This is a genomic window from Allorhizobium sp. Av2, assembly GCF_021462805.2.
Taxonomy (GTDB): Bacteria; Pseudomonadota; Alphaproteobacteria; order Rhizobiales; family Rhizobiaceae; genus Allorhizobium; species Allorhizobium vitis_G.
Genome location: NZ_CP192698.1, coordinates 85,875 through 102,891, shown reverse-complemented (window position 1 = coordinate 102,891; position 17,017 = coordinate 85,875). Strand labels below are relative to the sequence as shown.

The window sequence follows — 17,017 nt, the reverse complement described above, 5'->3', positions numbered from 1 at the left end:
CCAGAGGATGGAATGATGACCCGGACTTTCACACGTAGAACCATCAATGCAGCCTTGGCTGTCACGGCCCTCGCCGGCCTTTGCCTGACAGCAGGAATTGCCAATGCCGCGCAAAAAACCTTTGCGCTGGTGCAGATCAATCAACAGGCACTGTTTTTCAACCAGATCAATCAGGGTGCTCAGAAGGCCGCTGATGCCGCTGGCGCAAAACTGGTAATCTTCAATGCCAACAATGACCCTGCGGCCCAAAACAGTGCCATCGAGACCTATATTCAGCAGAAGGTGGACGGCATTGCCGTCGTCGCTATTGATGTCAACGGCATCATGCCTGCGGTCAAACAGGCCGCCGATGCAGGCATTCCGGTGGTCGCCATCGACAGCATTCTGCCTGCTGGCCCCCAGAAGGCACAGATCGGCGTCGATAACGCCAAGGCGGGTGCCGATATTGGCAAATTCTTCGTCGATTACGTCAAGAAGGACATGGGTGGCAAAGCCAAGCTGGGCGTTGTCGGCGCGCTGAACTCCTTCATCCAGAATATCCGCCAGAAGGGCTTTGAAGACACCATCAAGGGCGTCTCCGGCATCACGTCGGCAGGTGTGGTTGATGGCCAGAACGTTCAGGACAATGCGCTGGCAGCGGCTGAAAACCTGATCACCGGCAACCCTGACATGACCGCAATCTATGCCACGGGCGAGCCAGCGCTGCTGGGTGCCGTAGCCGCCGTGCAAAGCCAGAGCAAGCAGGACAGCATCAAAGTGTTCGGCTGGGACCTGACCGCTCAGGCCATTGCCGGCATTGACGCCGGTTATGTCGCAGCAGTGATCCAGCAGGACCCTGCTGCCATGGGTGAAACGGCTGTGAAAGCTCTGAAGACCATTTCGGACGGCGGCAAGGTTGAAAAGACCATTGCTGTGCCGGTTACCATTGTCACCAAGGCCAATGTTGAGCCTTACCGGGCCGTGTTCAAATGATTTCCGGTGGACAGCTCCCAACCGCTGTCCCTGGAGCCGGGGGAGTTGATCTCCCCCGGCAACCCGGAGAAGGCGGTGCGCGTGAACCCCGGATTTCGCTTCGTGGTATCCGCAAAACCTTTGGCTCGCATCAGGCGCTGCGTGGCGTTGATCTCGATCTGTTTCCCGGCGAATGCTTAGGGCTGGTTGGCGACAATGCGGCGGGGAAATCAACGCTCACCAAAGTGATCTCCGGCACCTATATCCCGGATGATGGCACCATCACGCTGGATGGCGAGGCGGTTCGGTTTTCCGGTCCCGCTGAGGCGCGCTCGCGCAATATCGAAATGGTGTTTCAGGATTTGAGCCTGTGCGACCATATTGATGTGGTGGGCAATCTGTTTCTGGGCCGGGAATTGACCAAAGGCCCGTTTCTGGATCGCGCCCGGATGCTGGTGGAAGCCCGCAAGATGCTGGATGCGCTGGAAATCCGCATTCCGCGCCTCACCGCCAAGGTCGAGAAATTGTCGGGCGGCCAGCGGCAGGCGATTGCCATTGCCCGTGCGGCGTCGTTCAATCCCAAAGTGCTGATCATGGATGAGCCAACCTCGGCGCTGGCCGTCGCGGAAGTGGAAGCGGTGCTGGCACTGATCAATCGGGTCAAAGCCAGAGGCGTTTCCGTGGTGTTGATCACCCATCGCTTGCAGGACCTGTTTCGCGTCTGCGACCGCATTGCTGTAATGTATGAGGGTACGAAAGTGGCAGAACGCCAGATTGGCAGCACCAACCTTGAAGATCTGGTGAAATTGATCGTCGGGGGGGAAAGACATTGACCGCCTATACTGAACGGGCCAAAGGCTCGCCCTTCGCTGACTTTATCACCGAAAATGCTCAGGTTCTGTCGATTGCGATTTTCTTCTTTGCCTGCATGGTGTTCTTCTCCGTCACAACCGATACGTTTTTGACGCTCGGCAATATTCTCAATGTTGTGCGACAAGCTGCCCCCATTCTGATTGTTGCCGTTGCCATGACACTGGTGATTGTTACCGGCGGTATTGATCTTTCCGTTGGCTCGCTGGTGGCACTGATCAATGCAACGGTGGCCATTGTGCTGGCAACCGGCCTGTCATGGCCCTTGGCCGTGCTGCTCATGCTGGTGCTGGGCGGCGTGATTGGCCTGATCCAGGGTTGGTTCATTGCCTATCAGGGCATTCCGGCCTTTATCGTCACGCTGGCAGGGCTTTCGATCTTGCGCGGCGTGGCGCTCTACATCACCCAAGGTTATTCCATTCCCATCAACGACGTGCCGGGTTTTTTCACGCTGGGTCGTGGCGAATTCGTGAGCCTTCCCGTTCCGGCCTTGATTGCCATTGCCGTGACAGTCTTTGGGTTTGTGTTGGTCTCCTCCACCAAATATGGCCGTCAAGTGGTGGCCGTCGGCTCCAATCTGGAAGCGGCGCGCCGGGTGGGCATGCCAGCCAAGTGGATAGTCGCCTCTGTCTATCTGGTGTCCGGGGTGGCTTGCGCCCTTGCTGGCCTGTTGATTGCGGCCCGTCTTGGCTCCGGCTCCTCCAATGCCGCCGTCGGGTTTGAATTGCAGGTGATCGCTGCCGTGGTTCTGGGTGGCACGTCGCTGACGGGCGGGCGCGGCACGATGCTGGGAACGCTGCTGGGCACCATGACCATTGCGGTGATCGGCAACGGCCTCATTCTCATGCATATCTCGCCGTTTTTCACGCAGATTGTCACGGGTGCGATCATTCTGGTGGCGATCTGGCTGAACACCCGGATATTTTCCGCTAACTTCCGCTTTGGCGCAGCGAAGAAGGGGTGAGATATGACCAGTGAACTCTCTGAGGCTCATATCCGCTCCGGCAAGGTGATGACGGTGGCCGGCCCCATCTCAGTGGACCAGATGGGCGTAACCTTGATGCACGAGCATATCCTCAACGATTGCCGTTGTTGGTGGCATCAGCCCAAAACGCCTGAGCGGCAATATCTGGCGGAAGGCTTTGTCTGCATGGAAATCCTCGGCGAATTGCGCCAGGATCCCTTCGTCAACAAGCACAATATCACCCTGGATGATGAACCTTTGGCGATCACCGAGCTGATGGATTTTGCCAAAGCGGGTGGCAAGACTGTGGTGGAGCCAACCTGTCAGGGCATTGGCCGCAATCCGCTGGCGCTGCGCCGTATCGCCAAAGCCTCCGGGCTGAACATTGTCATGGGCGCAGGCTATTATCTGGCCTCATCCCACCCCGCCAAGGTGGCGGAGATGACGGTGAAAGCCATTGCCGACGAAATCGTGCACGAGGCGCTGGTTGGCGTCGATGGCACCGATGTCAAAATCGGCCTGATTGGTGAAATTGGCGTATCGTCTGATTTCACCGCTGAGGAAGAAAAGTCACTGCGGGCCGCAGCCCAGGCGCAGTTACGCACCGGCCTGCCGCTGATGGTGCATCTGCCGGGCTGGTATCGGCTGGGTCACAAAGTGCTGGATATTGCCGCAGAAGAAGGGGCAGACCTGCGCCACACGGTGCTGTGCCACATGAACCCATCCCATGATGATCTGACCTATCAAGGCGAACTCGCCAGCCGGGGTGCCTTCGTTGAATATGACATGATCGGCATGGATTTTTTCTACGCCGATCAGCAGGTGCAATGCCCCAGTGATGAGGATGCCGCCCGCGCCATCGTCAAGCTGGTGGAGATGGGCCATCTCGACCGCATCCTGCTCTCCCATGATGTGTTTTTGAAGATGATGCTCAGCCGCTATGGCGGCAATGGCTATGCCTATATTTTGCGGCATTTCTTGCCGCGCCTCCAGCGTCATGGCCTCAGTTCTGACGCTCTCACCACCCTCATGCGGGGCAATCCCCGTTCGGTCTTTCAGGTTGCCGCCTGAGACCTGTTGCATAGATAAGGAACACATATCATGACAAAGAAAATTCTCCTCGTGGGTGAAAGCTGGGTCAGCTCCGCCACCCATTACAAAGGTTTTGACCAATTCGGCAGCGTCACCTTTCATCTGGGCGCGGAGCCGCTGGTGAAAGCATTGGAAGGCAGCGAATTTGAGCTGACCTATATGCCTGCCCATGAAGCAGTGGAAAAATTCCCCTTCGAGATGGCCGGTCTCGATGCCTATGATGCCATTATCCTCTCCGACATCGGGGCGAATTCCCTGCTGCTGCCGCCTGCCGTGTGGCTGCATTCCAAAACCGTTCCCAACCGCCTGAAGCTGATCAAGGCCTGGGTGGAAAAGGGCGGCAACCTGCTGATGGTTGGCGGTTATTTCTCGTTCCAGGGCATTGACGGCAAGGCCCGCTGGCGTCGCACGCCGGTGGAAGATGTTCTGCCCGTCACCTGCCTGCCCTATGATGACCGGGTGGAAATCCCCGAAGGCTCAACTGCCGATGTGATCAAGCCCGACCACCCAACCGTTGCTGGCCTCACCGGTGAATGGCCGCTGCTGCTCGGCGTCAACGAAGTCGAGGTGCGCGACGGTGATGATGTTGAGGTGGTTGTGCGTTTGCCAAAGGATCAGGGCAGCCATCCGCTGCTGGTCACCGGCACGTTTGGCAAGGGCCGCACCGTGGCCTGGACCTCGGACATTGGTCCCCATTGGCTGTCGCCTGCATTTTGTGAATGGGAAGGCTATGGCAAGCTGTGGAAGAACATTCTGGGCTGGATGACGCAAGCGCGGTGATGTTCTCAAGTGGCGAAGATAGCTGCCAACTCGGTCTGTGATGGAAACGCAGACCGGGTTCCCCGGCGACTGACGGTGATGCTGGCGGCCTGTGCTGCGTGGCGCAGCGCCAGGCCATCGGGCATGACATGGCGCAAACTGCTGGATGCCAGCGCAACCGCCATGAACGTGTCGCCAGCCCCGGTGGTGTCAACAGCAACGGATGGAACGGCTGGGATTGTGGTGGTGCCGGTGCGATCCGCCAAGATTGCACCCTTGCCGCCAAGGGTGATGATGACGGTACCAATACCGGCATCACGCAAGCATTGGGTGGCGGCTTCGCCGCTTTCACCTGTCAGCTTATCGGCTTCGCCCTGGTTCAAAAAGGCAATGTCGATCAGCGACCAAAGGGCGGCAAAGCCGGGCCGCAGCGGTGATGGGTTAAAGGCGGTGATCATACCACAGCGTTTGGCCTCGTGGAGGAGGGCAGCCGTGGTGTCATCGGTGAGATTGCCTTGGAGAATGGCCAGATCGCCGGGTTTTGCCGCCTGTAAGGCACTGGTAACATGCTCGGGCCGGAGGCTGGTGGCACAGTCTGTTGTGGTGATGATGGCATTTTCGCCATCCGGCGTGGTGAAGATCATCGAGATATCGCTGGCTTTATCGACAAGCTCGATCAAGCGGGTATCGATCGGCTCCAGAGACAGGCTCTGCCGGATCATCGAGGCGCGAAGGTCGTTGCCGACAGCGGCAATCAGCGTGGTGTCCAAACCGGCGCGACCCAGAACAATCGCCTGGTTGGCGCCTTTGCCACCCAGATCCGTGCTTTGCTGCTGGCCAAAAATCGACGCGCCGGCCTCTGGCATGGTCGGTACGGACATGATTTCATCGATTGCAACATTACCGATTACCCAGGCACGCATCACAGACTTTCAACACGCATGGCAGGCTTTCAAAAGGAAATGAGAAATGCTGGATATATCCGACAACACATCAAGCACTATGCGAGAAATTTTCGGGCGCGACAAGGCGCTGATCGGCATGATCCATTGCCCGGCCTTTCCCGGTGCGCCGCGCTATCGCGGCGCGAGCATGACAGAGATTTACGATGCCTGCATGCTTGATGCCGAGGCCCTGATCGAAGGCGGCATGCATGGACTGATCATTGAAAACCACGGCGACATTCCCTTTTCCAAGCCGGATGACATTGGGCCGGAAACATCTGCCTTCATGAGTGTGGTGACCGACCGCATTTGCCGTGCGGTTGGCGTGCCACTGGGTATCAATGTCCTGGCCAATGCACCCATTCCGGCCTTTGCCATTGCCATGGCGGGCGGGGCAAAATTCGTGCGGGTCAACCAATGGGCCAATGCCTATGTCGCCAATGAAGGCTTCATGGAGGGACGGGCGGCGGAGGCCATGCGCTACCGTTCCATGCTGCGGGCCGAACATATCAAGGTGTTTGCCGATAGCCATGTCAAGCACGGCGCCCACGCCATCACCGCCGACCGCACCATTCAGGAATTGACCCGTGACCTTGCATTTTTCGATGCCGATGCGGTGATTGCCACCGGCCAGCGCACCGGCAATTCCGCGACCATGGAGGAGATTGAAGAGATCGGAGCGGCGACGCATCTGCCTCTTTTGGTTGGTTCGGGTGTTTCCAAGGACAATATCGTCGAGATCCTGAAACGCACCAACGGGGTTATCGTCGCTTCATCACTCAAACATGGCGATGTCTGGTGGAATCCGGTCGATATCGAACGGGTCAAAGCTTTCGTGGCGGCGGCCCAGCCCGGTTTGAAGGCGTAAATACCATGGCACAGGCGGGTGAAGGACTGTTAGAGGTCAATGGCGAGCGGCTTTTGGCCCGATTGGACCAATTTGCAGCGATTGGCGCTACTTCCAAAGGCGGTGTTAATCGGCAGGCCCTGACGGCGCGTGATCGTCAGGCGCGGCAATTGCTTGCCGATCTCGGCCGGGCGCGTGGATTTTCCGTCTATCAAGATCCGATCGCCAACCTGTTCCTGCGCCGCGAGGGCCAGAACCCGGATTTGCCGCCGCTGCTGATCGGCAGCCATCTCGACAGCCAGCCCTCTGGCGGGCGGTTTGATGGTGCGCTGGGCACACTCTGCGCCTTCGAAGTTTTGGAAACATTGGAAGACCACGGCATAGAGACAGAGCGCGCAGTGGAAGTCGTTGCCTTCACCAATGAAGAAGGCTGCCGTTTTTCACCCGGATGCATGGGGTCCATGGCCTTTTCGCAGGGTGCCATTCCCGCCACATGGCCTATGGCGCGGGCAACGGATGGCGCGCTGTTTTCCGATGACTTGGCAGCAACGCTTGCTGACTTGCAAGGTGCTGACATGAGGCCGCTGGGCTTTCCGGTGTTTGCTTATCTTGAAGTGCATATCGAGCAAGGCCCATCCTTGGAAAAAGAGGGTCTGCCCATCGGCATCGTCACGGGCATTCAGGGTACCCGCTGGCTTCAGGTGACCATTTCGGGCCAGACTGCCCATGCAGGCACCACAGCATTGTCCTACCGCAAAGACCCCATGCGCGCCGCCGTCTCCGGCTTGAACGTGCTTTATAATGACATCATGCCACAAGATGCCCAATCACGCCTGACAGTTGGCCGGTTCTCGCTGGAGCCGGGGGCCATCAATGCCATTCCGGCAGCCGTGACGTTTTCGCTGGATATCCGCCACCCCAATTTTGAGCAACTGGATCTGATCGAAGCGAAGATACGCAAGGTCCTGCAGGATCATGCTGGCGAGAATGGATGTGATCTCGAAATTGAGCTGCTCTTCGACATGGCTCCAGCCCGTTTCACAGATCATCTGGTTACCATACTGGAGAGCGCCGCGATTGATGCCGGTTTTGCCCATAAATCCATGGTGTCCGGTGCGTTTCACGATGCACTCTTCATCAATCGTGTCGCACCCTCTGCGATGATTTTCACCCCATGCCGAAATGGATTGAGCCATAACGAAGAAGAGTATGTAAAGCCTGCGGATTCTGTCGCAGGGGCGCAAGTGCTGCTGACCGCGAGCTTGCAACTCCTGTCCAACTTGACGACACAGGCATCTGTGGTTGTCGCTCACCTACGTTAGAGTGCCAGGACATAGCCAATCAACTTAATCGAAACCATCAGCCGTTGGCGGATTCCCCATCCGGGTTATCCTTTTGGCTTTTCATGAAAGGCCGTTTGACAAGGCCCAGCAGGTCATCAACAAAGGTGAAAATGACGGGGATCACCAATAGGCTCAGAACGGTGGAGGTGAGCAAGCCGCCAATCACAACGATGGACATGGGTTGACGAAAACTTGTATCTCCACCGCTGAGGCTCAACGCAACGGGGGCCATGCCAGCGCCCATGGCAATTGTTGTCATCACGATGGGTCGGGCGCGTTTGTGGCAGGCATCGATAAGCGCCTCGTAGCGGTTCATGCCATTGCGCCTCGCCATGATGGCATATTCCACCAGCAGAATTGAATTTTTGCTGACAATGCCCATCAACATCAACAGGCCGATGACAGCGGGCATGGAGAAACTCGTGCCCGTCACAATCAACGGAAAGAGTGCGCCGCCAAGCGAGAGGGGAAGTGCCATCAGGATCGTCGCTGGCTGCATGAAATCGTGGAACAACAAGACCAGCACCGCATAAATGCAGAAGATACCGATGCCCATCGCCAAAGCAAAGCTGGTGAACAATTCCGACATCCGCTCAAGCTCGCCCTGCTGCACAACATGCACCCCCGGCGGAAGGTGGCTCAAGCCCGGAAGCGCCATCGCCTCTTTGTTGACATCTCCCAAGGCACGGCCGTTCAACTGAATGGTGAAGGTGATGTTGCGTGATCTGTCGATACGATCAATCTCAGAGGGGCTGCCCCCGATTCGGATTCCGGCAATCGCGCCGAGGGATACTTTGCCGTTTGTCCCGGAGAGTTGCAGTTGCGAGATGGCATCAAGATTGCGAATATATTTCGGATCAAGCCGGACACGGATATCGATCTGCCGCTGCGGAAGATTGAACTTGGACCGTGATGTGGAATAGTCTCCATCGGTTGCCACGCGCACAACATCCGCAATTGTATCCGAGGTGATCCCCAGCGCCGCCGCACGGGCAAAATTCGGGCTGATCTGGATTTCCGGGGCCTGTCTGGCCGCGCTGGATGTAATGCCGCCAATGCCTTTCAAGCCATGCAATTGTTCTCCCACAACAGCAGCGGTCTGATCGAGAAGGATCGGATCGTCGCTTGCCAGCGTCAGCTGCAGCTCGGTGCCATTGCCCCCGTTGCCGACTTCGACACGCACACCGGCAAGCTGCTGCAGGGCATCACGCATCTGCTGCTCGATTTGCGATTGCTTCAGTTTTCGATCATCGATTGGGGTAAGATCAACCACCAATGTCGCGGTTGTCACGTCGCTGGTCGTGCTGCTATCGGCACCGCCGCCACTTGTGGTGGAGCCGACGACGGTGAACACACGCTTTATATTGTCCAGTCCGGAAATCAGTTTCACGGCTTTCAGCGACATGGCTTCCGTGTCGGAAAGCTCTGATCCCGGTGGCATTGTCAATGTCACTTGCGTCTGCGCGTTGTCAGAGGCCGGAAAGAACCCGGTCTTCAGCAGAGAAATTGCCGAAAGTGACACGACAAGAAAGACGATAATGCCAAGACTGGTCAGAAAGCGGTGTCGCAGACATGCGCGCACAATGGAGAGATAGGTCTTCATAATGACCCCATCCACCTCAACTTTCGGCGTCGCCTTCATCATGTAAGCCGCCATCATCGGCGTCAGAAAACGGGCAACCATCAGCGATGCCAGCACGGCGACTGCGGCGGTCACGCCAAACTGCTTGAAGATCAACCCGGGAATCCCGGCCATGAATGCAGTAGGCAGAAAAACCGCAACCAGCGTGAATGTGGTTGCAATCACTGCAAGGCCGATTTCGTCGGCGGCCTCCATGGCGGCATCAAAGGGTTTTTTGCCCATGCGCAGATGTCGCTCGATATTTTCAACCTCAACGATGGCATCGTCAACGAGAATCCCCACCACCAGCGAAATCGAAAGCAGCGAAATCGTATTGAGGCTGAAATTTGCAAGATAGATCACAAGGAATGTCGGAATGATGGACAGCGGCAAAGCCACGGCAGAAAGAAGGGTTGCGCGAAAATCGCGCAAGAAGAGAAACACCACGACGATCGCCAGCGCCGCTCCCTCATACAGCATGTGCATTGAGGCTTCGTAGTTGTCGATTGTTGGCTGAACCGTTGTGTAGGCCTGCACAATTTCGACTTCGGGATGCTCGGCCGCAAATGTTGCCATCACACGCGCCACATCGGTGGCGACACCTGTATCGGAATAACCGTTGCTGCGCTTGGCCTCAACGGCAATCACCGGCGTCTGCCCCAGATAGGCAAGGGAAGACCTTTGGGAATAGTTATCGCTTACCTTGGCGATCTGGTCGAGACGCACGCTCTTGCCATTGGAGAACGGAATCGAAATTGCCGCAACCTCTTGTACGGAGTTGACTGCTCCCAATGTCCGCACGGTCTGATGCAGTCCGTTCAAATCTCCACGTCCGCCGGACGCATTTTCCTGCACCAATTTCAGCTGGGACGACACATCTGCCGCTGTAACACCAAATGCTGTCAGCAAGGCCGGATTGAGATCGACATGAACTTCCCGATCCACACCGCCAAAACGATCAACCTCTCCGACGCCTTGGGCTTTCAGCAAAGCCTTGGTCATATCGTTGTCAACGAACCAGGACAGTTCCGTTTCATTCAGCTTCGTTGATCGCACCGCATAGGTCAGCAGCACCGACGATTGCACCGTGACCCGTGAGACGCTTGGTGTCTGCATCGCCGATGGCAGATCAGTGACGCTGTCCACCGCATTGCGAACCTCATTCAGCGCTTGTTCGCCATCTTTTTCCAGGCTGAAGGACACGCTGATCGACACGGAGCCGTCGGTAATTGTCGTAGTGATGTGATCCAGCTTGTTGAGGGTCGCGAGCTTGTCTTCGATCTTGCGAGCGACTTCGGTTTCAAGTTGCGATGGTGCCGCACCATCCAGCGTTGCGCTGATCTTGATCGTCGGCAGGTCCATGTCCGGAAACTGCTGAACCTTGAGTTTCTCGAAGGCAATCAGGCCACAAACGGTCATGAGTGCAAACAGGAGAATGGCTGGAACCGGATTGCGGATGGAAAAAGCTGAAATGTTCATTTGGTGGCGGCCTTCACAAGCACGAGATCATTGTCGGACAGGAAGGATCCCCCTGCTTCCACAATCTGTGCTTGAGCATCAATTCCTGAAAGGATTTCAACCCGGCCGTCATTGCGTCGGCCAATGTCCACGCGCACACGCGTAACCCGGCTATCGGCGTTGACCCTGAAGACGTAATTGATGCCGTCACTATAAACCAAAGCGGTTTCAGGCAGGGTGAGAGCGGGCGTGACAGCCAGCTCGATGGTGCCGGATTCGTATAGGCCGACCCGGATATCGGGATCATCAGGAAGGGTCACATAGATCGTACCCCGTCCCGTATCATCGCTCACAATCGGGCTGACAAGGCGGACGGTTCCCTCACAACTCTTTCCCGACTGATCCTGGATGGTGGCCTTGGCCCCGGGATGGATGCGCGGCAGTTGATAGGATGGAACTTCAGCCTGCCACTCAACGCGCCCTTGGCGCACGAGGCGAAACAGCTCGGTTCCGGCCGAGACCACATTGCCGAGGTCGGCAGAGCGCGTTGAGACGATTCCGCTGTCCGGTGCGGTTATCGTTGTCTGCGCAAGCGTTATCCTGCTTGATTCAAGCGAGGCTTCATCAGACGCGAGGTCGGCTGCGTCTGTCTGTTCGGTGATGTAATAGCCAAGGGTGTCCTGATCGGACAGCGCGCCCGAACCGGTGACCTTTTTTGCCCGCGCGCTATCGGCTTTCGCTTTGGCGAGCATGGCCTTGGCAGAGGCAACAGCCGCTTCCTGTTTATGAACATCGGCGATGGCGCTTGCATCTGATAGCCTCGCCATCACATCGCCCTTCTGCACCACAGAGCCGACATCAACCAAGACATCCGTGATCTTTAAAGAGCCCGTTTCCGCAGCAACAATGGCTTCCTGCCAAGCAGCCAGCCAGCCGCTGACTGCGATCGTGTCTGCCCATTGCAATGTTTGGGGTGTGGTGACTGAGACGGTCAGCGTCGCTGACTGCGTGGTTTGTGTTTGCTCGGTCTTGGAAAAGACCATGGATGGGACGCCAAGACACGCCACCGACACAACAACCAAGCCCGCACGGCGGAAAACTAAACTCACTGTTTTACTCCTTTGGCATCTAAGTCACTTGCCATCACGCCGCCCGTTGCATTTGGGGTCCAGCCGCCACCCATCGCCTTGTAAAGAGCGACCCAATCGCGCACGGCATCGCGTTGATTTTCCACAAGCGTTAACTCGGCGGCCTGCAATTGGCGGCGCGCATCTTCGCGGTCGAGAACACTTGCCCCGCCCGCTTTCCAATTGGTGTCTATGGCTATGAAATACGCGCGGTAGTTCTTTGCCGCGACCACAGCATCGCCAATCTGACGCTCCGTGCTATCGACATTGACCATCGCCGTTTCCACGGCGTTGATGGCCGTCAGCACACCTGACTTGTAACTGGCAATCGCTGCCTTGTAGGCCGCTTCCTTGTATTTGACAGTGGCGCGAAGCGATCCCCCGTCAAAAATCGGGATTGAAACCGCTGGCCCAAACGACCATGGCAAGCTCGTGCCACTCGCTGTTGAATGGCTCGCCGTCAGGCTGCCGCTGAGAGAAAAGCTTGGGTAAAGATCGGCTTTGGCGGTTGCGACATCGGCAAGCGAGGCAGCGGCTTCTTTTTCCAGCGCATTCACATCCGGTCTTTGGCGAATAACATTGGCCGGAATTGCATCAACGGACAGTTTTGCGGGGCGCGGTATTTTCGACGAGCTTTTCTTGAGGATATCCCGCACTTTGCCTTCATCAACGGCTACGAGTTCGGTAATTGATTTGATCAGAACTTCACAATCCGCCACCTGTGACTTCAGGGACGAAGACGTGCTCGCCGCACTTGCTTTGATCAGGGCCAGATCGGAACTCGATTTCAATCCGGATGCGGTGGAGATCTCCGTTGCCTTGACCGTCTGTTGTTGCGAAGCCAGCTCGGCTGCATAAATGCCCTGCAACTGCCGGCATCCCCTGTATTGCACGTAATCATCGGCAACTTCAGCGGCAAGCGTTACGCGCGCATCATACCAGTCCGCCGTTTGCTCCGTGACGCGCTGGCGGGCGGCCTCGACGGTGTTGCGTGTCTTGCCGAAAAAATCCAGCTCCCAGGATGCGTCCAGCTCTCCGGTGCCTGTTGTGGAGGGTGCCACGCGGTTGGCTCTCGATCCCCGCGTTCCCGAACGGTCATAGGATCCAGAGCCGGTCAGGGATGGGAAATAGTCCGCCTTTGATGAGGCCAAGGTGGCACGGGCTTCTTCAATTTCGGCGGCTGCGGATTCGAGGGTCGGGCTGTTGGCTTCGGCCGTGCGCAAAAGCTCTGATAGGGCAGGATCATTAAAGGTGTTCCACCAATCAACCAGCTGTGCGGTGCTGCCCGAATGCGGCAACGTCGCATGCCAGCGGTCTGCCAATTTGGAAATGTCCACATTTGACTGGGTCACCGCCACGCAGGCCGACAACGGTACGACAATCAGGCTTAGCCACCATTTGCCATGCCGCCTCTTGTGCCTCTGAAGTGCATTGTCATGTGCTGGCGTCATTGATCCGGCCTTGGTTTCACAATCGTCAAGACCGATCTTTAAAGATGTGAATGTAAAGTGCCGTCAGGGACGTGTAAAATTGGGTAAAATAACATTCGCCAACCGTGAGGCCTGTGTATCCTATCCATTAGCAGTTCAAGGGCAGACCAGATCGATGACCAATGTACTCTTGATTGACGACGATACGGAACTGAGCACGATTCTGAGTGAGTACCTGACGGAAGAAGGCTTCACGGTATTTGCAGCGGTCAATGGCAAGCAGGGATTGGCCGAGATCGCAGCCCGCAAAATCGACATGGTCGTGCTTGATATCATGATGCCGCAGATGAACGGGATTGATGTTTTGCAACGGATACGCCGCGTCAGCGAGGTTCCGGTTCTCATGCTCACCGCCCGTGGAGATGACGTAGACCGCATTTCCGGCCTCAATCTGGGTGCCGATGATTATGTGGCAAAACCCTGCTCATCCGGTGAGCTTGTTGCGCGGCTACGCGCCATACTCAGACGCATTGGACCAGAAAAGGATATCGAGACCAACCAATTGCGATCCGGTGATCTGGTTTTGAACCCGGCCAACAGAACTGCGGAGTGGCGCGGCCTGCCGTTTGAACTCACAGGCACAGAATTTATCCTGCTTGAAGTGTTGGTGCGCAATGCGGGACAGCTGATTTCAAGACAGTTTATCTCAAAGCAGGCATTTGGCCGTCCGCTCTTGGCCTTTGACCGGCGCATCGATGTTCACATCAGCAGCGTGCGGCAGAAACTGGGGCGGCGGGAGGACGGGCAGTCCTGGATTCAGTCCGTTCGCGGACAGGGCTATCAACTCATCCAGGATGTTTGATGACAAGGCTGTTTCGCAGGTTCTTCATTTTCGTCTGGCTGGCGATGACCGTGGCCATCGTCGGCATCATTTCCCTCGATAGGGTGTTTCATTTATTCCCGCTGAAAAGCCAAAGGCAGCAAGAACGCATCTCGCTTGCCGTGCAAACCATGGGGGAAGTGCTTGAGCAAAAAGGCTTGGTTGAGGCAGGTAAGCTTGCGGAAATGTGGGCGAACCTCGCAAATCCAGTTGTCGTTCGCATTTCTCCTGTGCCGACCATTCAGTGCGCATCCGCAACCGACGACACCTTAAGCATTTACCGCCTGCGCGACGGCGCTTGTTTTCACCTTTCCAGTCAACTCAAACACTATAATTTCCTTGAGGAAGCGCTTCCCGATGCTCTGCCCTGGATCGCTACAGTGATTGCCAGTACCTTGTCTGCCTATTGGATCACACGCTATCTGGTCGGTCCGGTGGCCAAGCTCAGAAATGGGCTCAGTGCCTTGGCGAAAGGCGATTTTCATACCAGAATTGGCGGCAATTTCGGCAAAGGCCAGGATGAAATCACGGCGCTGGCCATGGATTTCGATGTGACAGCCGCACGCTTGCAGGAGTTGCAGGAAGCGCAACAACGGCTCTTTCATGATGTCTCGCACGAACTCCGCTCGCCACTCTCGAGATTACAGGCCGTTTTGGGTGTGTTGGACAAGAATCCGGGCCGCATCGATATGATCGCCTCGCGTATGGGGCGGGAAGTCATGCGGCTCGACGCCCTTGTCGACGAGATCCTGACGCTAGCACGCATAAGCTCGCCCGAACATGCACCGCCAGAACGCCAGACCATTGATCTCATTGATCTGATAACCCGGATTGTCGATGACGCCTGCTTTGAAGGGCAGGATCGGGGGGTCGATGTGACCTATAGTGGCTGCGACAGTTTTATCGCAACATTGAACGGAGAACTCATCTACCGGGCCATAGAGAATGTGGTTCGAAATGCAGTCAAATTTACAACGGACGATTCGACCGTTGCCGTCACGGCGCAGTCGTTTCGGGGTGTCCTGTCGATCAGCGTCACAGACAATGGCCCCGGCGTTCCCGCTTGCGATCTGGAGAGGATCTTTCTACCGTTTTCCCGATCCGAAATAGGTGAAACCGCGAAGGGTCACGGGCTTGGCCTTGCCATTACGCGCAAAGCCCTGGAACTACATCATGGCAGTGCAGTTGCCAGTCTTACACAAGAAGGTCATCTTTTGATGACGCTGAAAGTGCCAGCTTCACCTGGGTTATGAAACAGCACCGAAGGCATCGTAAAGTTAACGTGCCAATTCCAAGGAAGCTCGATATTTGCTTCGATCAGACAGCTTGAAGGCGAGCGACGTCTCGCCGAATATCCAAGGCTGCTGTTCGCAGTTCGCGATGATGGTTGGATGGAAGATCGTGGCGGGGAAGGTTGAAGAGGTTTGCGATCGGGTCGTGGATGGACGCGAAACGCTGAAGATGTCGCGCCGACTTGAAGCGCTTCATGATCTTTTTCCTTCGTCGGACGGGCTGATGGGAGTTCTCCGCTCGATTGTTCAGTCCCTTATGAGAACGGTGTTCGATGCCGGGCATGATCTCCCGTTTTGCCGCGCCATAGGAGCGTAGCTTGTCAGTGATCATTACATGCGGCGCGCGGCCTTGCGCTTTGAGGAGCTTGCGCATCAAACGCTTTGCCGCCTTGGCGTTGCGACGGCTTTGCACCAGCACGTCGAGGACAAAGCCGTCCTGGTCAACGGCGCGCCAAAGTCAGTGCTTCTTTCCACCGATGGTGATAACTACGTCATCAAGGTGCCATTTGTCCCCGAGCTTGCCCGCAGATCACTTGCGGATGTCCTTGGCTAAGTGTCTGCCGAACTTCTCGGCCCAAAGTCGAACGGTCTGATGAGAGACGATGATGCCCCGCGCTGCTAGCAGATCCTCAACCATCCGCAGGCTGAGCGGAAACCGGAAATACAGCCAAACGGCATGAGCGATAACTTCCGCTGGAAATCGATGTCGGCGATAAAGAGGATCACGGGTAAATCTGGTCATCCAGCCAGATCCCACATTTTGCTCGATGTTCGGTTAACGTTACGATGCCGCGCGGAGATGTTCTCGACGACAATCTCTACACCGCACCCGGCAAATTTGGCGGGGGGCAGGCACCACCTGGTTGGTGGGTTCTGCGCAGGATGTTGCCCGTTCCCTGAAAAAATATCAGGATCTGGGAATCACGCATTTCGTTTTATCAGATACGCCTTATCTCAGCGAAATTGCGCGGCAGGGGAAACAATTGTTGCCTCTACTTCGCGGGTAAGGGCGCTCACAGCAACAATGTCACGAAGGCCATCTCCATCGGACTTCGTGATATAATGTTCCCTCATAACCTCATGTCCGATAAACCCGCAGCAGCCCAGACCAATGCTATGCATTGCTGGACACCCCAGCCATGGCATCATAACTTAAATCAAACGGTCTCCAGCAAAAGTAGAGCGGTTCAGACGCAATATTGCTCGTTGGCGAACGGCGGCTACAGCGCCGTGCGCCACATATGGCGCACAAAGGTTCGCTATAGCTTCTTATACCAAGAGTCATTGAAAATGACTCTTGGTGTTCCTTTATCGAATAGCTCAAACCTTTGATGCATTTGAGATATTCGAAACATCTTCAAGGTGAGGATGCGTTAGCATCTTCGAGACTTGGTATTATATTTGTTGCATAATTTTCTCTTTAAACCGATTCCGGTTTA

The 17,017-nt window shown here is 56.3% G+C and carries 13 protein-coding genes and 2 pseudogenes; 10 read left to right on the top strand and 5 right to left on the bottom strand.

Annotated elements, in window-relative coordinates:
- Window positions 1-15 precede the first annotated feature (15 nt).
- From FS819_RS24115 to FS819_RS24095, 5 genes are read left to right on the top strand one after another with little or no spacing between them, the layout of a single operon-like run.
- Complete coding sequence (locus tag FS819_RS24115) at window positions 16-972, top strand: substrate-binding domain-containing protein (protein ID WP_156550011.1); 957 nt, start codon at window positions 16-18, stop codon at window positions 970-972.
- Window positions 969-1,784: an ATP-binding cassette domain-containing protein gene (locus FS819_RS24110; RefSeq protein ID WP_015918550.1), complete on the top strand. Its 816-nt coding sequence runs from the start codon at window positions 969-971 to the stop codon at window positions 1,782-1,784. The genes FS819_RS24115 and FS819_RS24110 overlap by 4 nt, the downstream gene beginning before the upstream one ends.
- On the top strand, window positions 1,781-2,785 hold the full coding sequence (locus FS819_RS24105; protein WP_156550010.1) for an ABC transporter permease: 1,005 nt from the start codon (window positions 1,781-1,783) through the stop codon (window positions 2,783-2,785). The genes FS819_RS24110 and FS819_RS24105 overlap by 4 nt, the downstream gene beginning before the upstream one ends.
- A 3-nt stretch (window positions 2,786-2,788) precedes the next feature.
- Window positions 2,789-3,856, top strand: a complete 1,068-nt coding sequence (locus FS819_RS24100; protein WP_156550009.1) for a phosphotriesterase family protein — start codon at window positions 2,789-2,791, stop codon at window positions 3,854-3,856.
- 30 nt (window positions 3,857-3,886) lie between these two features.
- Entirely contained in the window at window positions 3,887-4,657 is a 771-nt protein-coding gene (locus tag FS819_RS24095) for a glutamine amidotransferase (RefSeq protein WP_015918553.1), read from the top strand.
- A 5-nt stretch (window positions 4,658-4,662) separates the two neighbouring features.
- Here FS819_RS24095 and FS819_RS24090 read toward each other — a convergent pair whose 3' ends face one another.
- Window positions 4,663-5,559 (bottom strand): ribokinase, encoded by an 897-nt coding sequence (locus FS819_RS24090; RefSeq protein ID WP_156550008.1) that lies wholly within the window; start codon window positions 5,557-5,559, stop codon window positions 4,663-4,665.
- A 46-nt stretch (window positions 5,560-5,605) separates the two neighbouring features.
- Here FS819_RS24090 and FS819_RS24085 point away from each other — a divergent pair, with 46 nt between their 5' ends.
- Both FS819_RS24085 and FS819_RS24080 read left to right on the top strand, forming a co-directional pair.
- Window positions 5,606-6,448, top strand: coding sequence for a BtpA/SgcQ family protein (locus FS819_RS24085; RefSeq protein WP_071205507.1), 843 nt, complete (start codon window positions 5,606-5,608; stop codon window positions 6,446-6,448).
- 5 nt (window positions 6,449-6,453) lie between these two features.
- Window positions 6,454-7,749 carry a Zn-dependent hydrolase gene (locus FS819_RS24080; RefSeq protein WP_156550007.1) on the top strand — a complete coding sequence of 432 codons (1,296 nt, stop codon included), beginning with the start codon at window positions 6,454-6,456 and terminating at the stop codon, window positions 7,747-7,749.
- Between the two features lie 37 nt (window positions 7,750-7,786).
- Here FS819_RS24080 and FS819_RS24075 read toward each other — a convergent pair whose 3' ends face one another.
- From FS819_RS24075 to FS819_RS24065, 3 genes are all read right to left on the bottom strand, one after another.
- Window positions 7,787-10,870 carry an efflux RND transporter permease subunit gene (locus tag FS819_RS24075; protein ID WP_156550006.1) on the bottom strand — a complete coding sequence of 1,028 codons (3,084 nt, stop codon included), beginning with the start codon at window positions 10,868-10,870 and terminating at the stop codon, window positions 7,787-7,789.
- Window positions 10,867-11,892 carry an efflux RND transporter periplasmic adaptor subunit gene (locus FS819_RS24070; RefSeq protein WP_156550224.1) on the bottom strand — a complete coding sequence of 342 codons (1,026 nt, stop codon included), beginning with the start codon at window positions 11,890-11,892 and terminating at the stop codon, window positions 10,867-10,869. Before FS819_RS24070 ends, FS819_RS24075 begins: the two co-directional genes overlap by 4 nt.
- A 62-nt stretch (window positions 11,893-11,954) precedes the next feature.
- Window positions 11,955-13,427, bottom strand: a complete 1,473-nt coding sequence (locus FS819_RS24065; RefSeq protein WP_156550005.1) for an efflux transporter outer membrane subunit — start codon at window positions 13,425-13,427, stop codon at window positions 11,955-11,957.
- A gap of 154 nt (window positions 13,428-13,581) precedes the next feature.
- Here FS819_RS24065 and FS819_RS24060 point away from each other — a divergent pair, with 154 nt between their 5' ends.
- Window positions 13,582-14,268 carry a response regulator gene (locus FS819_RS24060; protein ID WP_156550223.1) on the top strand — a complete coding sequence of 229 codons (687 nt, stop codon included), beginning with the start codon at window positions 13,582-13,584 and terminating at the stop codon, window positions 14,266-14,268.
- A gap of 44 nt (window positions 14,269-14,312) precedes the next feature.
- A complete protein-coding gene (locus FS819_RS24055; RefSeq protein ID WP_234624817.1) occupies window positions 14,313-15,539 on the top strand; it encodes a HAMP domain-containing sensor histidine kinase in 1,227 nt (408 codons plus the stop codon).
- Window positions 15,540-15,603: 64 nt separating this feature from the next.
- Here the strand turns inward: FS819_RS24055 and FS819_RS24050 are convergent.
- A pseudogene (locus FS819_RS24050) lies at window positions 15,604-16,320 on the bottom strand (IS6 family transposase).
- 50 nt (window positions 16,321-16,370) lie between these two features.
- Here FS819_RS24050 and FS819_RS24045 point away from each other — a divergent pair.
- Window positions 16,371-16,585 (top strand): annotated as a pseudogene (locus FS819_RS24045) (LLM class flavin-dependent oxidoreductase); the annotation flags it as partial.
- Window positions 16,586-17,017: the final 432 nt, after the last annotated feature.

What these genes read in the sequence shown, in the direction of transcription:
- FS819_RS24115 (WP_156550011.1), top strand. Translation starts at nt 16, where the DNA reads ATGACCCGGACTTTCACACGTAGAACCATCAATGCAGCCTTGGCTGTC.
- FS819_RS24110 (WP_015918550.1), top strand. Translation starts at nt 969, where the DNA reads ATGATTTCCGGTGGACAGCTCCCAACCGCTGTCCCTGGAGCCGGGGGA.
- FS819_RS24100 (WP_156550009.1), top strand. Translation starts at nt 2,789, where the DNA reads ATGACCAGTGAACTCTCTGAGGCTCATATCCGCTCCGGCAAGGTGATG.
- FS819_RS24095 (WP_015918553.1), top strand. Translation starts at nt 3,887, where the DNA reads ATGACAAAGAAAATTCTCCTCGTGGGTGAAAGCTGGGTCAGCTCCGCC.
- FS819_RS24090 (WP_156550008.1), bottom strand. Translation starts at nt 5,559, where the DNA reads ATGCGTGCCTGGGTAATCGGTAATGTTGCAATCGATGAAATCATGTCC.
- FS819_RS24085 (WP_071205507.1), top strand. Translation starts at nt 5,606, where the DNA reads ATGCTGGATATATCCGACAACACATCAAGCACTATGCGAGAAATTTTC.
- FS819_RS24080 (WP_156550007.1), top strand. Translation starts at nt 6,454, where the DNA reads ATGGCACAGGCGGGTGAAGGACTGTTAGAGGTCAATGGCGAGCGGCTT.
- FS819_RS24075 (WP_156550006.1), bottom strand. Translation starts at nt 10,870, where the DNA reads ATGAACATTTCAGCTTTTTCCATCCGCAATCCGGTTCCAGCCATTCTC.
- FS819_RS24070 (WP_156550224.1), bottom strand. Translation starts at nt 11,892, where the DNA reads ATGGTCTTTTCCAAGACCGAGCAAACACAAACCACGCAGTCAGCGACG.
- FS819_RS24065 (WP_156550005.1), bottom strand. Translation starts at nt 13,427, where the DNA reads ATGACGCCAGCACATGACAATGCACTTCAGAGGCACAAGAGGCGGCAT.
- FS819_RS24060 (WP_156550223.1), top strand. Translation starts at nt 13,582, where the DNA reads ATGACCAATGTACTCTTGATTGACGACGATACGGAACTGAGCACGATT.
- FS819_RS24055 (WP_234624817.1), top strand. Translation starts at nt 14,313, where the DNA reads ATGACCGTGGCCATCGTCGGCATCATTTCCCTCGATAGGGTGTTTCAT.